This is a genomic window from Paracoccus sp. TD-10 (assembly GCF_048270675.1).
In the GTDB taxonomy this organism is placed as follows: domain Bacteria; phylum Pseudomonadota; class Alphaproteobacteria; order Rhodobacterales; family Rhodobacteraceae; genus Paracoccus; species Paracoccus pantotrophus.
In genome coordinates this window covers 261,881-276,583 of record NZ_CP182419.1, presented here as the reverse complement: position 1 = coordinate 276,583, position 14,703 = coordinate 261,881, and the positions used below count along the sequence as shown (strand labels likewise).

General features: G+C 63.7%; 17 protein-coding genes. 8 read left to right on the top strand and 9 right to left on the bottom strand.

The window, feature by feature from the left end; genetic code table 11:
* Nucleotides 1-7: 7 nt before the first annotated feature.
* From ACNKFW_RS12290 to ACNKFW_RS12260, 7 genes are all read left to right on the top strand, one after another.
* Entirely contained in the window at nt 8-1,300 is a 1,293-nt protein-coding gene (locus ACNKFW_RS12290) for a TRAP transporter large permease (RefSeq protein WP_418025287.1), read from the top strand.
* Between the two features lie 16 nt (nt 1,301-1,316).
* On the top strand, nt 1,317-2,333 hold the full coding sequence (locus ACNKFW_RS12285; protein WP_418025285.1) for a Zn-dependent oxidoreductase: 1,017 nt from the start codon (nt 1,317-1,319) through the stop codon (nt 2,331-2,333).
* Between the two features lie 31 nt (nt 2,334-2,364).
* The gene (locus ACNKFW_RS12280; RefSeq protein WP_418025284.1) at nt 2,365-3,552 is read left to right on the top strand and encodes an enolase C-terminal domain-like protein; all 1,188 of its coding nucleotides are present in this window, start codon (nt 2,365-2,367) and stop codon (nt 3,550-3,552) included.
* Complete coding sequence (locus ACNKFW_RS12275) at nt 3,549-4,334, top strand: SDR family oxidoreductase (RefSeq protein WP_418025282.1); 786 nt, start codon at nt 3,549-3,551, stop codon at nt 4,332-4,334. The genes ACNKFW_RS12280 and ACNKFW_RS12275 overlap by 4 nt, the downstream gene beginning before the upstream one ends.
* Nucleotides 4,335-4,399: 65 nt before the next feature.
* On the top strand, nt 4,400-5,245 hold the full coding sequence (locus tag ACNKFW_RS12270) for a 2-dehydro-3-deoxygalactonokinase (protein ID WP_418025280.1): 846 nt from the start codon (nt 4,400-4,402) through the stop codon (nt 5,243-5,245).
* Nucleotides 5,242-5,871: a 2-dehydro-3-deoxy-6-phosphogalactonate aldolase gene (locus ACNKFW_RS12265; RefSeq protein ID WP_418025278.1), complete on the top strand. Its 630-nt coding sequence runs from the start codon at nt 5,242-5,244 to the stop codon at nt 5,869-5,871. The genes ACNKFW_RS12270 and ACNKFW_RS12265 overlap by 4 nt, the downstream gene beginning before the upstream one ends.
* A 316-nt stretch (nt 5,872-6,187) precedes the next feature.
* On the top strand, nt 6,188-6,367 hold the full coding sequence (locus ACNKFW_RS12260; protein WP_418025276.1) for a hypothetical protein: 180 nt from the start codon (nt 6,188-6,190) through the stop codon (nt 6,365-6,367).
* Between the two features lie 34 nt (nt 6,368-6,401).
* Here ACNKFW_RS12260 and ACNKFW_RS12255 read toward each other — a convergent pair whose 3' ends face one another.
* Genes ACNKFW_RS12255 through tnpA form a run of 4 tightly spaced genes read right to left on the bottom strand, consistent with a single transcriptional unit; the run spans nt 6,402 to nt 9,469 of the window.
* Nucleotides 6,402-7,004, bottom strand: a complete 603-nt coding sequence (locus tag ACNKFW_RS12255) for a plasmid pRiA4b ORF-3 family protein (protein ID WP_418024716.1) — start codon at nt 7,002-7,004, stop codon at nt 6,402-6,404.
* Complete coding sequence (gene tnpC / locus ACNKFW_RS12250) at nt 7,001-8,653, bottom strand: IS66 family transposase (RefSeq protein ID WP_418024717.1); 1,653 nt, start codon at nt 8,651-8,653, stop codon at nt 7,001-7,003. The genes ACNKFW_RS12255 and tnpC overlap by 4 nt, the downstream gene beginning before the upstream one ends.
* A 58-nt stretch (nt 8,654-8,711) precedes the next feature.
* Nucleotides 8,712-9,062, bottom strand: a complete 351-nt coding sequence (gene tnpB / locus ACNKFW_RS12245) for an IS66 family insertion sequence element accessory protein TnpB (protein ID WP_112312267.1) — start codon at nt 9,060-9,062, stop codon at nt 8,712-8,714.
* Nucleotides 9,059-9,469 carry an IS66-like element accessory protein TnpA gene (gene tnpA, locus ACNKFW_RS12240; protein WP_120441954.1) on the bottom strand — a complete coding sequence of 137 codons (411 nt, stop codon included), beginning with the start codon at nt 9,467-9,469 and terminating at the stop codon, nt 9,059-9,061. Before tnpA ends, tnpB begins: the two co-directional genes overlap by 4 nt.
* 121 nt (nt 9,470-9,590) lie before the next feature.
* On the opposite strand from tnpA, the gene ACNKFW_RS12235 reads away from it, so the two are divergent.
* On the top strand, nt 9,591-9,944 hold the full coding sequence (locus ACNKFW_RS12235; protein ID WP_418025274.1) for an FAD-dependent oxidoreductase: 354 nt from the start codon (nt 9,591-9,593) through the stop codon (nt 9,942-9,944).
* Between the two features lie 29 nt (nt 9,945-9,973).
* On the opposite strand, the gene ACNKFW_RS12230 is transcribed toward ACNKFW_RS12235, so the two are convergent.
* The 5 genes from ACNKFW_RS12230 to ACNKFW_RS12210 all read right to left on the bottom strand — a co-directional run bounded on the left by ACNKFW_RS12230 (nt 9,974) and on the right by ACNKFW_RS12210 (nt 14,652).
* Complete coding sequence (locus tag ACNKFW_RS12230; RefSeq protein ID WP_418025272.1) at nt 9,974-10,774, bottom strand: transporter substrate-binding domain-containing protein; 801 nt, start codon at nt 10,772-10,774, stop codon at nt 9,974-9,976.
* A 24-nt stretch (nt 10,775-10,798) separates the two neighbouring features.
* Nucleotides 10,799-11,899, bottom strand: a complete 1,101-nt coding sequence (locus ACNKFW_RS12225) for an Ldh family oxidoreductase (RefSeq protein ID WP_418025270.1) — start codon at nt 11,897-11,899, stop codon at nt 10,799-10,801.
* Between the two features lie 26 nt (nt 11,900-11,925).
* Complete coding sequence (locus ACNKFW_RS12220; protein WP_418025268.1) at nt 11,926-12,741, bottom strand: transporter substrate-binding domain-containing protein; 816 nt, start codon at nt 12,739-12,741, stop codon at nt 11,926-11,928.
* Nucleotides 12,742-12,811: 70 nt separating this feature from the next.
* Nucleotides 12,812-13,636 carry a shikimate dehydrogenase family protein gene (locus ACNKFW_RS12215; protein ID WP_418025266.1) on the bottom strand — a complete coding sequence of 275 codons (825 nt, stop codon included), beginning with the start codon at nt 13,634-13,636 and terminating at the stop codon, nt 12,812-12,814.
* Nucleotides 13,618-14,652 (bottom strand): NAD-dependent epimerase/dehydratase family protein, encoded by a 1,035-nt coding sequence (locus ACNKFW_RS12210; RefSeq protein WP_418025264.1) that lies wholly within the window; start codon nt 14,650-14,652, stop codon nt 13,618-13,620. The genes ACNKFW_RS12215 and ACNKFW_RS12210 overlap by 19 nt, the downstream gene beginning before the upstream one ends.
* Between the last annotated feature and the right edge of the window lie 51 nt (nt 14,653-14,703).

Sequence of the window (14,703 nt, the reverse complement as noted above, 5' to 3'; positions counted from 1 at the left end):
GAGCGTCATGTCGGGTATCCTGATCGCAGCCATCGCTGTCCTGTTCGTCGCACTGCTGATCCGCGTGCCGGTCTTCATCGCGCTGCTCGCGGGCACGGCGGTCTATTTCTTCGGGGCAGGGCAGGCCAACCCGCTGCTGCTGATCCAGCGGTTCACGTCGGGCATGGAAAGCATTCCGCTGCTGGCGGTGCCATTCTTCGTCTGTGCCGGCGTCTTCATGAACTATGCCGGCATCACGGACCGGATCATGGTGTTCTGCGCCGCACTGACGGCCTCCATCTGGGGCGGATTGGCGCAGGTCAACATCCTGCTGTCGACCCTGATGGGCGGCATGAGCGGGTCCAGCCTGGCCGATGCGGCCATGACCGCCAAGATGCTGGTGCCGCAGATGGAACGGCGGGGTATGAGCAAGGCCTATTCCACGGTCGTCACGGCCTTCTCATCGACCATCACGCCGCTCATCCCGCCCGGCATCGGCATGATTATCTATGGCTCGACGGCGAATGTCTCGATCGGTCAGTTGTTTATGGGCGGCATATCGGTCGGGCTTCTGACCTGCGTCACGATGATGATGCTGACCGCGTGGATTGCCCGGCGCCGTGGCTATGCGCCGCTCAAGACCACCGCGGAGTATGAGCCTGTTCCCCTGGGCCGCGCTTTCATGCACGCGCTTTTGCCGCTGTTCATGCCCGTCGTGGTTCTCGGCGGCATCCGCGCCGGGATCTTCACTCCGACCGAGGCCGGGGCCGTCGCGGTTGTCTATGCGCTTGCCTTGGGCCTCTATTATCGCGAGCTGTCCGGAGCCAAGCTGTCGCAGTGCCTGAAGGAAACGGTGCTGACCACCGCGGTGATCATGCTGATCGTCGGCGCGGCGTCGGCTCTGGCATGGGTTCTGACGCGCGAGCGGGTGCCTCAGGCGCTGACCGAGTGGATGGTCGAGGCGGTAGCCAACAAGTATGTCTTCCTGATCATCGTGAACATCTTCCTGCTGGTGGTGGGCATGTTCATCGAGGGCAATGCGGCGATGATCGTCCTGGTCCCGCTGCTGGTTCCGATCGCCCGGGCCTTTGGCATCGACGACATCCACTTCGCCTTCGTGTTCATCTTCAACCTGGCAATCGGGGCGATCACGCCGCCCATGGGGACGCTGATGTTCGTCACCTGCGGCATTACCGGCTGTCGCATCCGCGAGTTCCTGGCCGAAAGCGTGCCCTACTTCGCACAACTGCTGTTCGTGCTGCTGCTGATCACCTTTGTTCCGCAGGTTTCGACCCTGCTGGTCGATATCCTCCACCCCTGAACTCCTTAGGTATCCCATGAGAAGCGTTCTTGTTGAAGGCCCCCGGCGCATGTCGCTGGTCGAACGGCCCATGCCCGATCCCGCACCAGGAGAGGTCCGTGTGCGTGTCCGTTATGCCGGCATCTGCGGGTCGGACCTGCATATCTTCCACGGTCAGCATCCCTATGTGCAGTTTCCCCGCATCATCGGCCATGAATTTGCCGGCCACATCGACGCGGTGGGCGCAGGTGTCGACGCCTCCCTCGAAGGCCAGCGCGTGGCCGTGACCCCCGTGGTGAGCTGCGGGACCTGCCATTCCTGCCGGACAGGGCGCCCCAACGTCTGCCTGAACCTGCAGGTGGTCGGGGTGCATCGCGAAGGCGGCTTTGCCGATTACTGCTGCGTCCCTGTCGAATGTGCTGTGCCGCTGCCCGACAATGTCGACGATCGCGCGGCAGCCACTGTCGAGCCGTTCTCGATTGCGGCAAACATGCTAGGGCGGACAGGCGTACTGAACGAGGATACCGCGCTTGTCTACGGCGCGGGGCCGATCGGAATGACGGTCATCCAAGCGCTGTCCGGCGTTCATGGTCTCCGGCAGCTCGTGGTTGTGGATCGCATCGAGAGCCGCCTAGATTGGGCGCGGGACTCGGGCGCCACTCTGACCGTCAACTCGGCAGATCGACCCTTGTCCGAGGCATTGCAGGACGCTGGTCTCTCCCCCGATCTGATCATTGATGCGGCATGCCACCCTGCCATCCTGGAAGAGGCGCTGGACCTGGCGGCTCCTGCGGGACGGATTGGCCTGATGGGCTTTTCCCCGCAGCCCTCCTCTGTTCCGCAAAGCAAGCTGAACCGCAAGGAACTGACGCTCTATGCCTCTCGCCTGAACAACCGCAAGTTCCCGGAGGTGATCGACTGGATGGCCCAGGGTCTGATCCGGCCCGAACGCTTCGTCAGCCACAGCTTCAAGGCCGAACAGGTCCACGACGCCTTTGCCCTGCTCGAAGAAAGCCCTGTCGAGTGCTGCAAGGTGCTGCTGGATTTCAACTGACCCGGCAACCGCCGGAACCCGGAGACGAGAGATGAAGATCACCAAAGTCGAAGCCCGCCACGTTCCCCAATCCATGTGGGGCAACTTCTGGCAGCAGCAAAAAAACGTGCGCGGCCCCAGCCCGATGAACGAGTTCGCCCGCCGCGGCGAGGGATGGTCCTGGTACACCTGGCCGCAGGGCATCACGGTTGTCCGCGTCACGCTGGAGGACGGCACCACCGGCCTGGGCTATGCCGAGGACGGGATCGGCGTTGCCACGCTGATGATCAACGGCCATCTAGCCCGCTTGGCAGAAGGGCTGGACGCTTGGTCCACCGAAGGCATCTGGGAACAGATGTTCCGCGCCTCGATCGTCTATGGCCGCAAAGGCGCGGCGCTGCTGGCGATTTCCGCCATCGACATCGCCATCTGGGACGCGCTTGGCAAATCCGTGGGTCAGCCGGTGTACAAGCTGCTGGGCGGGCATCATGCCAAGGACATCCGGGCCTATGCCTCGAAGGTGCAGCCCGACGACGATCTGGCAGTCGTCAAGCGCATGGCCCGCGACTACGTCGAGCGCGGCTACCAGGCGGTCAAGGCCAACTTCCCCTATGGTCCCGCCGACGGGCGCGAGGGGCTGATGAAGAACCTTCGCTATATCGCCGCCATTCGCGAGGAAATCGGCGACGGCATCGATCTGATGACCGACGCTTACATGGGATGGAACCGACCCTTTGCACTCGAGATGATCCGGGAGCTGCGGCAGTTTTCGCTTCGGTGGGTCGAGGAGCCGCTGGTCCCGGACGACATTTCGGGCCACGCCATGCTGCGCGAACAGCATTTCGTGCCCATCGCCACCGGCGAACACGAATTCAGCCGCTATGGTTTTCAGCAGCTGCTGGATGCGGGCGCCGCGGATGTGCTGCAACCGGATGTCCATCGCGTCGGCGGCCTGACCGAATTCCGGCGTGTCGCCCAGATGGCCTCGGGCGCAGGGATTGAGGTCACCCCGCATGTCTATTCGGCGGCTACGCTGCACGGTGTGCTGTCACAGCCGAACTGCACCTGGATCGAGCATCTGACCAACCCGTCCTGGTGGGGACTGGACCAGCGCGTCAACCCGCTGTTTCTCGGCGAACCCGAGGTCCGCAACGGCCGCCCCGACCTGCCGACCGAACCTGGCATCGGCCTGCGCATCAACACCGATGCGGTGCCGGAACTGTCCGACTGGGCGGAATGATGGAAAGCACGAGAAAGGAAGCGAACATGGCACAGGATTATCCCGTCTCGAACGCGCTGGCAGGTCAGACCGCATGGGTTCTTGGAGGCGGCAGCGGCCTTGGCGCTGCTTCGGCCGAAGCGCTGGCAGCACAGGGCGCCCGCGTCATCCTGTCGGGCCGTCGGGCCGAGGCGCTGCAGCGGATCGCCGCGCGCATCGCACAGGCCGGCGGCACGGCCGAGTGCCAGCCGCTGGACGTGACCGATCGCAAGGCTATTGCCCATGTCGCGGCGGCCATCGGCCCGGTGGACATCCTGGTCTACTCCTCGGGCACGAACGTCCCACGGCGCGCGCTTGCCGATCTGCGTGGCGATGACTGGAGCCGGATCGTCGATGTGAACCTGTCCGGAGCGCTGCACTGCACCCAAGCCGTGCTGCCCGGCATGCGCGAGCGGGGGCAGGGTACGGTTCTCGTGATCTCGTCCTGGGCCGGCTGGCGAATGGAGCCGGTCGCGGGTGTCTCTTACTCTGCCACCAAGCACGCCTTGCCGGCACTCTGCGAGACGATCAACATCGAGGAAGGCCGCAACGGCATTCGTGCCACCTGCCTGATGCCGGCCGAGGCCGCGACGGATGTTCTGGACACGCGGCCGAACCCGCCCTCGGCCGAGGCTCGGGCAAAGATGCTGCAGGCGTCGGATATCGGCAACACCGTCGCCTTCATCGCCGCAGCTCCGGCCCGGATGTGCGTGAACCAACTGGTGATGAGCCCGCTGCACAACAACTTCTATGCGCGCGGCTGACCATGCCCCTGCCTGATTGTATCGTGGCCGTGGACTGGGGAACCTCCAGCCTCCGGATCTGGTTGATGGATAGCGATGGCCAGGTCTTGGACCAACGCCGTTCGGACCAGGGCATGATCCGATGCAAGGATGCTGCCGACTTCCAAGCGACTCTGGATCAACATTTGCAGTCCATGGGCTGCGGGCATGACGTGCCGGTCATCGCTTGTGGGATGGTCGGCGCCCGGCAAGGCTGGATTGAAGCGCCCTATATGGACACCGGCGAGCCGCTTGATCGGCTGGCGTTGCACGCCGTCAGGGCACCGCACCCCGTCCGTCTTGTGCTGATCCTGCCGGGTGTTGCGCAACGCGATCCCTTGGCGCCTGATGTGATGCGCGGCGAGGAAACGCTGATCTTGGGGATGCTGGACGGAACACCCGCGCTGATCGGTCAGCCCGGCACGCATTGCAAATGGATCGAGGTCGACGGGCAAGCGATCCTGCGGTTTTCGACCCATATGACCGGCGAGCTGTTTGCCCTCCTGTCGCGCCATTCGACTTTGGCAGGCTTGCTTCAAGCGGATGCCGCGATCAATCCCGATGGACCGGCCTTCACGGCCGCGGTGGATCGCGCGCTTGCCGATCGGGCGATCCTGCCAAGGCTGTTTGCGTTGAGAGCAGGAGGCCTTCTTGGCATGGCCGACCCCGCTGGCGCGACGGCTGCCTTGTCGGGGCTGCTGATCGGGGCCGAGATCGCCAGTCTTCCCAACGAGGGCCGCAAGGTCCGGCTGCTGGCAGCGGGACCCGCGGCGGCTCTCTACCGCAGCGCCCTGACACGTGCGCGGATCGACTTCGATGTCGAAGACGCCGAAACTCTAACCCGGCGCGGCCTCTTGCGGGCGGCGCGACACTGCGACTGGACACAGGAATGACACAAAGAACCCCTCTGCCGCGAATGCGGCGTCCTCTGGTGGCCATCTTGCGCGGCTTACGCCGTGAAGAAGCGATGGCCATTTTCGAGGTTCTGGTCGATGAAGGTTTCGAGGCAATCGAAGTTCCGCTGAACTCCCCTGACCCGTTCCGCACCATTAAGGCGGCAGTGGACGAATTCGGTCAGTCTGCGCTGATTGGTGCAGGCACGGTGCTTGAACCGGAAAACGTGGACCGCTTGGCTGATATCGGCGCCAAACTGGTGGTGACGCCGAATACCGATCCGGCTGTCATCGGTCGGGCTGTTCGTCACGACATGATCGCCATGCCGGGGGTCTTCACCCCCACGGAGGCATTGCACGCATGGAAAAGCGGAGCTTCGGCGTTGAAGTTCTTCCCTGCAGGGATCCTTGGTGTTGCCGGCATTACGGCAATCCGGACAGTGCTGCCGGCGGAAGCGAAGGTTGCAGCCGTTGGGGGTGTGTCGGAAGTGGATTTCCACAACTACATTCAGGCTGGGATCGAAATCTTTGGGCTTGGGTCATCGCTCTACAAGCCAGGTCTGGGTGCGGCAGAGGTCAGGGCAAGGGCCAAGACCATCATCCAAACTTACGACGCAAGTCGATGAACCTGTGAACCAGCATGATCCACAACACCCGTTGGGCGCTGGAGCGGCTGTAGAGGCCATTTAGAATTGTCGCGAAGCGGCAAAGGTTGATGTGTCGCCCTTGCCCTGCTGCCGGAGCCCTGCGTGCAGAATGTGACAGAAGGGCATCGGCATTGGGCAGGAAACCGCATTTAACTGGCAATAGACCAGCAGGCCTCAGCAGGTATGCTAACCGGCGCCAGGGTCACCGCGATCCGGCGCGATACGAACGGCTGGACGGGATACGACCGCAGGTGCGTTCGAAGGCGGCATCATCGTCAACGCGGCAGGCGGCTGGGTGCCGCAGATCGCGCAGATGGCGGGACTCGGCTATCGCAACGTGGTGCCGTTCCGCCGAACTGCCGTGACCTTCGAGGCTCCCGTAGGCAGCAATCTGCATCACTGGCCGATGACCTTTGACGTGGCTGAAACCTTCTATTTCAAACCAGAGGCTCGCAAGGTCATGGTTTTACCGTAACCATCCGGCGTAGGCCGCGGACGGGTGTCCGTGCTCAGGGAGTGGGCTTGGGTGCTTTGGGCTTGCCGGGCCGCGGGGACCATTTCTTCGCGAGTTGGTCAAAGCGTTCGACGATCCTGTCGATCCTGGCATCTTCGGGATCGAAGGATGCACCTGACCAGCCGACCATGTCGTCGTGCTGCTCGTGGTCCGGATCTGCGAGGGCTTCGAGGAATTCCTCGTAGCCCGGAGCACCGCCGACATCCTCGGGCGGGCAGGCCCCGCTGGCCTTCAGAAGCCTTGGATAGGTCACGCCCGGGCTGGCCTCGGTGACCCGCTCGATCCGGATGCTGTGGTCCCAGTCATCGCCGAAGTCGTAGACATACTGGAGCGTCCTGACGCCGGTATCCTCGAGCACCTTCTGCAGCGTCGCCTTCTTCGCGGGCATCGGGCCGTCGTAGAATCCGTCCGGACCGGGCACGCCCCAGCCGGCGCCACCGGCCCGGAATTCGTAGAGATGGCTGTCCGTCCAGCCCATCGCCGCCTGGACCACCTCATGCAGCCGGTCGAGCCTGATCTTCAGCGGCACCTCGATATGGCGCATCGGCTGAGGATCGACGTCGTTCAGAAGGATCCGGAGGCGGGCGATCAGGGTCATGCGGCCCTCCTTTGCGGTATTTGCGACCAGTTCCAGGGAAGAAGTTCCGGCAGGCGCGACAGGGGTATGTCCGGCAGCCGGGCAAGGACATCGGCCAGCCAGGCCTGCGGGTCGACGTCATTCATCCTGGCCGTGACGATCAGGGAGTACATGAAGGCGGCGCGGTCGCCACCGCGCGGAGATCCGGCGAAGAGCCAAGCCTTGCGGCCGAGGGCAATGCCGCGGAGGGCACGTTCGGCCGCATTGTTCGTCAGGCAGATGCGGCCATCATCGAGGAAGCAGGTGAAGGCGTCCCAGCGGCCGTCCTCCTCGAACATGTAGTTGATCGCCTTGGCGACGGGGTTGTGCTTCGACATTCGGGCGCGTTCGGTCCGCAACCAGTTGTGCAGATCCTGGACCATCGGGCGCACCAGCCGCTGACGGGCGTCATGGCGGGCCTCGGCGGTCAGGCCGGTGATCTCGCGCTCGGCATCGAAGATGGCGTCGAAGCGTTTGACGGCCTCCAGCGCGATGGGCGAGATCTCTACGGCCACCTTTTTGCCCTTGCGGGCTGTGGCTTTGATATCCGCCAGTTCGAAGAACTTGCGCCGGGCATGGGACCAGCACAGTGCCCTGCGCACCGGGGCAGGCTTGTGGCCCGCGTCGTAAACGCCGTTGTAGCCACCATAGGCATCGGCTTGGAGAATGCCGGTCCAGTCCGCCAGGTGCCGTGTCGGGTGCTCCATCCGTCGGTCGGTTGAGAAGTAATAGAGGGCCGCTGGCGGCGCCTCGCCTGCGAAGGGCCGATCATCGCGTAGATAGGTCCAGAGCCGGGCCGTCTGCGTGCCGCCCTTGGCCATGAGCGGCACGGTTGTGTCATCGGCATGCAATCGTTCTGCCGCAAGGACATGGACGCGGATCAGATCGTGGATCGGCTGCAGCGCCACGGCACAGGCCCCGACCTGATCGGCCAGGGTGGAAAGGCTGATCTCGACGCCCTCCTTCGCATAGCGCTCGGCCTGCCTGTTCAGGGGCTGATGCTGGCCAAACTTCTCGAACAGCACCATGGCCAGCAGGTTCGGGCCGGCCCAGCCCCGGGGTGTCGGGTGGAACGGCGCTGGCGGCTGGCTGATCTTCTCGCAGTCGCGGCAGGTGAACTTCTCGCGGACGGTTTGCACGACCTTCCACTGCCGCGGGATCACCTCCAGCGTCTCGGTGATGTCTTCGCCCATCTTCACGATGCGCGAGGACCCGCAGCAAGTGCAGGAAGTCGGCGCCTTAACCACGACGCGCTCGCGGGGCAAATGCCCGGGGAACGGCTTGCGGGCTGGGCGGCGGCGTTCGAAGGCCGCGACCATCGCCCTCGGGCCCGTCGCCTCGGCTTTGGCCCGGTCATCGGCAATGTCGGTCTCGATGTCTTCGAGCTGCATCTCCAGTTGCTCGATCAGCCGGGCATGGCGTTCGGCACCATGGCCATATTGCTCGCGGCGGAGTTTGGCGATCTGCAGTCGGAGGTGCCGGATCATGTCTTCAGAGGCCGAGACGATCGCCTGAACCTGGGTCAACTCCCCCTTGGCGGCGACCAAGGCGTCCTCTGCGGCAGATGCGCGAGCCTCTGCCGCGGCGAGTGCGGCGCGCAGAACAGCGATCTCCGAGGTGGTCTCCGACATGCCGAAGACCTATCACGAAACCCCGGAATAGTCCAATAAAACAAGGGTATTTTGGCTATCAACCCGCCGAGGCAGGCCGCTGCGTCCAGCGCGGATTGCGCCAGTCGATTCCTTCCAGAAGATAGCCGAGCTGCGCCGCCGAAACCGGAACGGCTGAGCCATTCTGGCTCACCGGCCAGATGAACTTCCCCGCCTCCAGCCGCTTCAGATACAGCGACATGCCGACCCCGTCGTGCCACAACACCTTGATCAGGTCACCCTTGCGCCCCCGGAAGCAGAAGATCTCGCCACCGTGCGGATCGCGACCCAGGCCCTGCTGGACCTTCAGCGCCAGGCTGTTCATCCCGCACCGCATGTCCGTCACCCCGCCTGCAATCCACACGCGCGCCCCCGCCGGAAAGGCGATCATGCGCTGTCCAGCACCGGAAGCAGCCGCGCCAGAATGACCGGGTCAATTCCCGCAGGAACCACGAGGTGCCGGCCATTCACCAGTGTGATCGCGACTGTGACGGCATCGGAGATCTCCAGCTCTGCCGCAGGTGATACCGATACAGGCACAGGTTCGGCAGCAATCATCACCGGCGCAAAGGTCAGGGCAGGCTCATTTCCGAGAAGGCCCTCGCGATAGTCCTTCCGCCAGCGCGTCAGCAACGCGCGAGAGATATCGTGACGCCGCGCCGTCAGCGCCACGCTGCGCGGGCGCGACAGGCTTTCCTCGACGATACGGATCTTCTCGGCAGCCGACCAGCGACGCCGCCGACCACTATCGGTCACCGAGAGAACCTCGACTTGGGAACTGAAGCTATGGGTGTCCATAGCTTCAGCCTCCTACATCCATCCCACCTTCAGCGTCAGACGGTCCTCACCGGGAGCTTACGTTTTACCTGTTGATATGGCACGATCAGAACCTTGCGATGCGCAGACCGACGAGATGGAGGTGGCGATCGCCATCGATCGTGTTGAGACTTTCACGACGATGAGCGTCAGGAAGATTTCACATAAATGGGGCGGCCTTCGGACGTTTGCTCCGGATCATGAGCCCGTGATCGGCGGAGACCCCGTGGATGCCACCTTTTTCTGGCTGGCCGGACAGGGAGGCAATGGCGTGATGGCCAGCGCCGCCTCGGCGCGACTGGCGGCGTCGCTAGCCGTGGGGCTCGGTATCACTAAGGATATCGCTGCCGTTGGGATCACCGAAGATGCAATCTCACCTGGCCGCGACTGTGTGATCAACCGCACGACCGAGGATGTGCGGGTTGGATCTGCAGATGATGTTTACGGGGCGGTCTAACACCCTGCACCGTAACACAGTACTCGGTGCTACTGACTCTGAATTCCTTCCAGAATGTCGATGGGCAGTTCGGCATGCTGGTGGCGAGTGTAAATCTCAGAGAGCTTGCCGTTACGGAGGTTGTCGATAATCCACCGATCAAGGTAGCCGAGAAAGTCGCTGTCACCCTTTCGCACCGCCATTCCTACGCGGAAATCGCGCAGCGTCAATTTCGGCTCAAGTTGCAGTGCCGGATTGCGCTGGTTGATGACGTCGATCAACGATTGCGCTTGCGCAACCAATTCGACTTGGCCACTGGCGACGGCGGTGATCGTCGTGGCCTCGTCCTCGAAGCGCACGATCTCGGCATCGGCCGGCGCAATCGCCGTCAGATCGGTGTCGTTCGCGGTGCCACGGGTCACGGCGATGCGTTTGCCCGACAGTTCTACGGCGTCGTTGATCTGGACGGATTTCGGCCCCGCGACGAAAGTGGCGGCACCGGAATAGGGCCGCGTGAAATCAACTACATTCTTTCGTTCATCGGTGATACTCAGCGCCGAGATAATGACATCGGCTTGTCCCGACAGCAGGAACGGGATGCGGTTGGCACCGTTGGTCGGCATGATCCGCATCTCTACCCCGAGCGTTTCGGCCAACAGTTCGGCCGTCTCGACCTCTGAACCGGTGGGCCGGAGATCGCTGCCCTTGTAGGACCAAGGCGGCACGCTCAGGTCGATGGCAACCCGAATAACGCCGCTTTCCCGGATTCGGTCCAGCGCACTTTCGGCGATGGCTTGCGACCCGGCCAGGGCCAGCGCCATCGCGATGACCGACAGGATGATATTCCTCATGTTTTCCTCCCCTATTTTTGCGCTCTACCGGGCTTCGGGTAGAACCATTCCGAACCGCGCGAAGCAGGGCTTCAGGCGATCCACGATGCTGCGATCCAACGCGACGCCTTGCATGCGCGCCTGCTCCAGCCTGCTACGCGCCTGATCCCCCGGCACCCGGACACGGACGACGCCCTGCCGTGGCGGATTGGCGCGGCAGCTTTCGACCAGCCAGTCCATCTCGTCCGCGAACTCCCTGCGCCCACCGAATGCCTCGGGGTCGATGACTTGCAGGAAGGTGTTCATGACTGTGCCGTCCAGCTTCTGGCGACGACCAGTGCCACTAAGTCCCTGGGTCAGCGCCTCGACCAGCAGCGCCATGGAGTAGCCTTTGTGGCCGTGGTCCAGCCCTCCAACAGGCATCAATGTCCCCTGCCCTCCGATCAGAACATTGGGATCTCGGCTCGGGGTGCCGTTCTCGTCCAGCAGCCAATCGGCGTCGAAGGTGCATCCGGCCTCGGCCATCTGCGCGGATCGCTTGATCGTGGTGATCGAGCAACTGATGTCCAGAAGAACCGGATCCGCATGGGTGGGGATGCCCGCCGCCAGCGGATTGGGCGTGAAGACGCCCCTGGTGCCGCCAAACGGCGCAACCCCCTGCGCGGCAGGCCCCGAACATGCCAGGATCACCAGCAGCCCCCGCTCTGTCAGCCGGGGCAGATAGGTGGCCAGTGCGCCGGTATGGTAGCCTTCGCCGATCGTCACGGTCACGACGCCATGCCGGTCGATACGTTCCAGACACAGGTCGATGGCGCGGTTTATCAGCCACGCCCCCGCTAGGCGGTTGCCACGCCACGCAACGCAGGCCCCGCGATCAGAGATCACATCGTGGCTGCCCGAGACATTGAAGCTGCCGCTGGCGATCTCCTCAAGATACCATGGCGCGATGGCAAGGCCATGGGTGCTGTGGCCGATCGCATCGGCATAGATGAGCGAGGCGACCACATCCCGTGCCATGGGCGCCGGCAGGCCCGCCTTCAGAAAAAGTTCCAGCACCGCCGCCGTGAGTGCCTCCATGTCGTATCGACAAGCCGAAGAGGTGTGTGTTTCGGTATGCATCTTTTGACCTTCGTTTTCGTATTGCATGGCAGGGGCGTAAGCGTGGGCTCCCGTCAGCTTCCGCCGGCCTGGAACACCTCCTCTGGCAGCTCCAGCTGGAACTGGTCGTGATAGAGCCTGGCAAGGGTGCCATCGGCGAGCCTGTCCGCCACCCATTGATCCAGCGCGTCGCGCAGACTGTCCTCCCCCTTCGGCAAGCCGATCCCGGTCAGGTTGGTCTTCAGTACGATACGCGGCTCCATATTCATCTCGGGCGACTTGGCGCGGATCGAGGTGAACAGCGCAGGGGCCGTCACATAGGCTTCGGCCTGGCCGCTCAACAAAGCGGTGATCGAGGTCGCGTCATCCTCGAAGCGCAGGATATTCGTGCCGGGCAGCGCGTCCTTGGTGATCTCGTCGTCGTTGGTCGAGCCCCGCGTGACCGCCACACGTTTGCCGACCAGATCCTCGAGCGAGGCGATGCCCGCCGTCTCCGGTGCGCCGACGACAATCTGGATGCCGCTATAGGGACGCGAGAAATCGATGACCTGCTTGCGCTCGTCGGTGATCGACAAGGTCGAGACCACAAGATGCGCCTGTCCGGTGATCAGGTAGGGTATGCGGTTCGCGGGAGTGCTGGGGACGATCTGCAAGGTCACGCCCCAATCCGAGGCCAGGCGCTTGGCGACCTCGACCTCGACCTCGAAGCCGGCATAGTCGCCCTGTTCATTCACCGCGGAATAGGGCGGCGCGGCAGGGTCGATGGCGATGCGCACCTTGCCAGAATCCTTAATATTCTGCAGCGCATCGGCGTGGCCCGTGCCCGGAACGACCGTAACAAGTGCCACAACCGAAAGCGCAAGCCCGACCGCAAGTTTTCTGATCAGCATGTTTTCTCCTCGCAAGATTGTTTCCTTGAACGCAGGTAAAGGGAATGCGGTCGGTCGCCTTCCCGGTCGTTCATATCTCCTCGCCCTCGGCAAAATCGGCCAGCAGGCGCAATTGCCCATCTAGCATGTCGCCGCCGGAAACGGTCGCGCAACCCGCCGCCCGTGCCGCCTGCAGCAGCGGTGTGTCCAGCGGATCGGTGATCACATCCGCCACCAACTGTCGCTTATGCAGGCAATCGTCCGGAACAGGCAACGGATCACCAGCATGCAACCCGCAATGGCTGGCATTGACGACGATATCCGCACCAGCCGCGGCCTTTGACGGCGCGACCGAAACGCGCGCGCCATAGGCCGGTGACAGAATCGCCAGCAGCCGCGCCTCGGCCTCCGGCAGGATATCGTTGAAACTCAGGCTGGCCGCGCCCCGATCCAGAAGGGCCGCCGCGATCGAGGTCGCCGCGGCGCCCGCCCCGACCATATGGACATGCGCCCCTTCGATCCGTCCCCCGGCGCCAAGGATCGCGGCAGCCATGCCGGCGCCGTCGAAATTGTCGCCTTCCCATGTGCCATCCGGGGCGCGGCGGCAGGCGTTCACGGCATCGAGGAAGCGCGCCGCCGTCGAAAGCCGGTCGCACAGTGCCGCGACCGGGGTCTTGTGCGGCAGCGTCACCAATATGGCGGCGACATTGGGCGCGGCCTTCAACGCGGCGATCGTGGTCACCAACCGATCAGGCAACACCTCGAGCGGCACCAGGATCGCGTCCCGCCCTGTCCGGCGCAGCAGCCCGGTCATCCGTCCCGGCGCCAGCACCTGCGCGATGGGCGAGCCGATCAGGAACGATACCCGCGTCTTGCCGGTGAAGGGCAGCCCGTGAATCAGGCCGTCTTCGCGCATTTGCCCACCGCTTCGTCCACCATGTCGAACAGAGAGTATTTCGGCGAAAAGCCCAGCATGGCGCGGGCCTTGGCATTGCTGCCATGGGTGCGGCCCAGTTCGACCGGAATCTGCGCCTCGACGACGCGGCGCCCGGTGGCACGGGCCAGATAGGGGATGAACTCGGCCAGGCTGACCGGATGTGCGGGGGCGAGGTTGAAGGTTTCGCCGATCGCGGCCGGGTTGTCATGGATCAGCAGCAGACCGTCCACGATGTCGCGCACGTCGATCAGTTCCTGCGTATGCGGCTGACCGTCCTGATCATAAGTCAGCAGCAGGGGCTCATCATCGGCCATCAGCGGGGTCAGTAGGTCGATCACGCCCTGCAATTCCGCGCGGGAATTGGCGCCGGCATGATGGGTGGCGCTGGCCAGCAGGCTTTTCACCCGCCCGTTCACATAGAAGGCCGCACCGGAATATTCGCCATGGGGATCGATCAGTTCCTCGGGCGCCTCGGTATGGGAAAACACCGCGGTCGAGACATCCAGCCCCGTGACGTTGCGGTTGAAGAAGGCGGCCATGTCCTCGCAGATGACCTTGGTCAGGCCATACCAGCTATAGGGCTCGCGCGGGTGGTTCTCGTCAGTGGGGCGGTAACGAGCGAAGCGGGTGGGATAGACCTGATCGCTGGAGGCCATGACCAGCCGCACCGGGTGATCTTCGGCCAGCGTGGCGGCGGCCTCGAAAACATTGCGCGTGCCGGTGACATTTACATCCCACAGCAGATCGCGCGCCTGCGGCTGGAACGAGATCACCGCAGCCATGTGATAGACCGAGCGCGCGCCGGCCATGGCACGGCGCACATCCTCGGCCGAGGCAAGGTTGCCGATCTCGCAGCGCACACCCATGGCCTCGGTGGTGGCGATATTCGGGTCGCCCGGCAGCGCCAGCGTCACGACCTGCTCGCCCCTTTCGATCAGCTTGCGGGCCAGATGGCCGCCAACCCTGCCGGTGGCACCAGAAATGAAAGTGGTCATGGTCGAATCATCCTCTGCATCAAGTACGATCAATACATACAGATCGGATCT

Bases quoted from the DNA above. Each gene is read 5' to 3' on its own strand.
- ACNKFW_RS12290 (WP_418025287.1), top strand. From the start codon at position 8: ATGTCGGGTATCCTGATCGCAGCCATCGCTGTCCTGTTCGTCGCACTG.
- ACNKFW_RS12285 (WP_418025285.1), top strand. From the start codon at position 1,317: ATGAGAAGCGTTCTTGTTGAAGGCCCCCGGCGCATGTCGCTGGTCGAA.
- ACNKFW_RS12280 (WP_418025284.1), top strand. From the start codon at position 2,365: ATGAAGATCACCAAAGTCGAAGCCCGCCACGTTCCCCAATCCATGTGG.
- ACNKFW_RS12275 (WP_418025282.1), top strand. From the start codon at position 3,549: ATGATGGAAAGCACGAGAAAGGAAGCGAACATGGCACAGGATTATCCC.
- ACNKFW_RS12270 (WP_418025280.1), top strand. From the start codon at position 4,400: ATGGATAGCGATGGCCAGGTCTTGGACCAACGCCGTTCGGACCAGGGC.
- ACNKFW_RS12265 (WP_418025278.1), top strand. From the start codon at position 5,242: ATGACACAAAGAACCCCTCTGCCGCGAATGCGGCGTCCTCTGGTGGCC.
- ACNKFW_RS12255 (WP_418024716.1), bottom strand. From the start codon at position 7,004: ATGACCCTGATCGCCCGCCTCCGGATCCTTCTGAACGACGTCGATCCT.
- tnpC (WP_418024717.1), bottom strand. From the start codon at position 8,653: ATGTCGGAGACCACCTCGGAGATCGCTGTTCTGCGCGCCGCACTCGCC.
- tnpB (WP_112312267.1), bottom strand. From the start codon at position 9,062: ATGATCGCCTTTCCGGCGGGGGCGCGCGTGTGGATTGCAGGCGGGGTG.
- tnpA (WP_120441954.1), bottom strand. From the start codon at position 9,469: ATGGACACCCATAGCTTCAGTTCCCAAGTCGAGGTTCTCTCGGTGACC.
- ACNKFW_RS12230 (WP_418025272.1), bottom strand. From the start codon at position 10,774: ATGAGGAATATCATCCTGTCGGTCATCGCGATGGCGCTGGCCCTGGCC.
- ACNKFW_RS12225 (WP_418025270.1), bottom strand. From the start codon at position 11,899: ATGCAATACGAAAACGAAGGTCAAAAGATGCATACCGAAACACACACC.
- ACNKFW_RS12220 (WP_418025268.1), bottom strand. From the start codon at position 12,741: ATGCTGATCAGAAAACTTGCGGTCGGGCTTGCGCTTTCGGTTGTGGCA.
- ACNKFW_RS12215 (WP_418025266.1), bottom strand. From the start codon at position 13,636: ATGCGCGAAGACGGCCTGATTCACGGGCTGCCCTTCACCGGCAAGACG.
- ACNKFW_RS12210 (WP_418025264.1), bottom strand. From the start codon at position 14,652: ATGACCACTTTCATTTCTGGTGCCACCGGCAGGGTTGGCGGCCATCTG.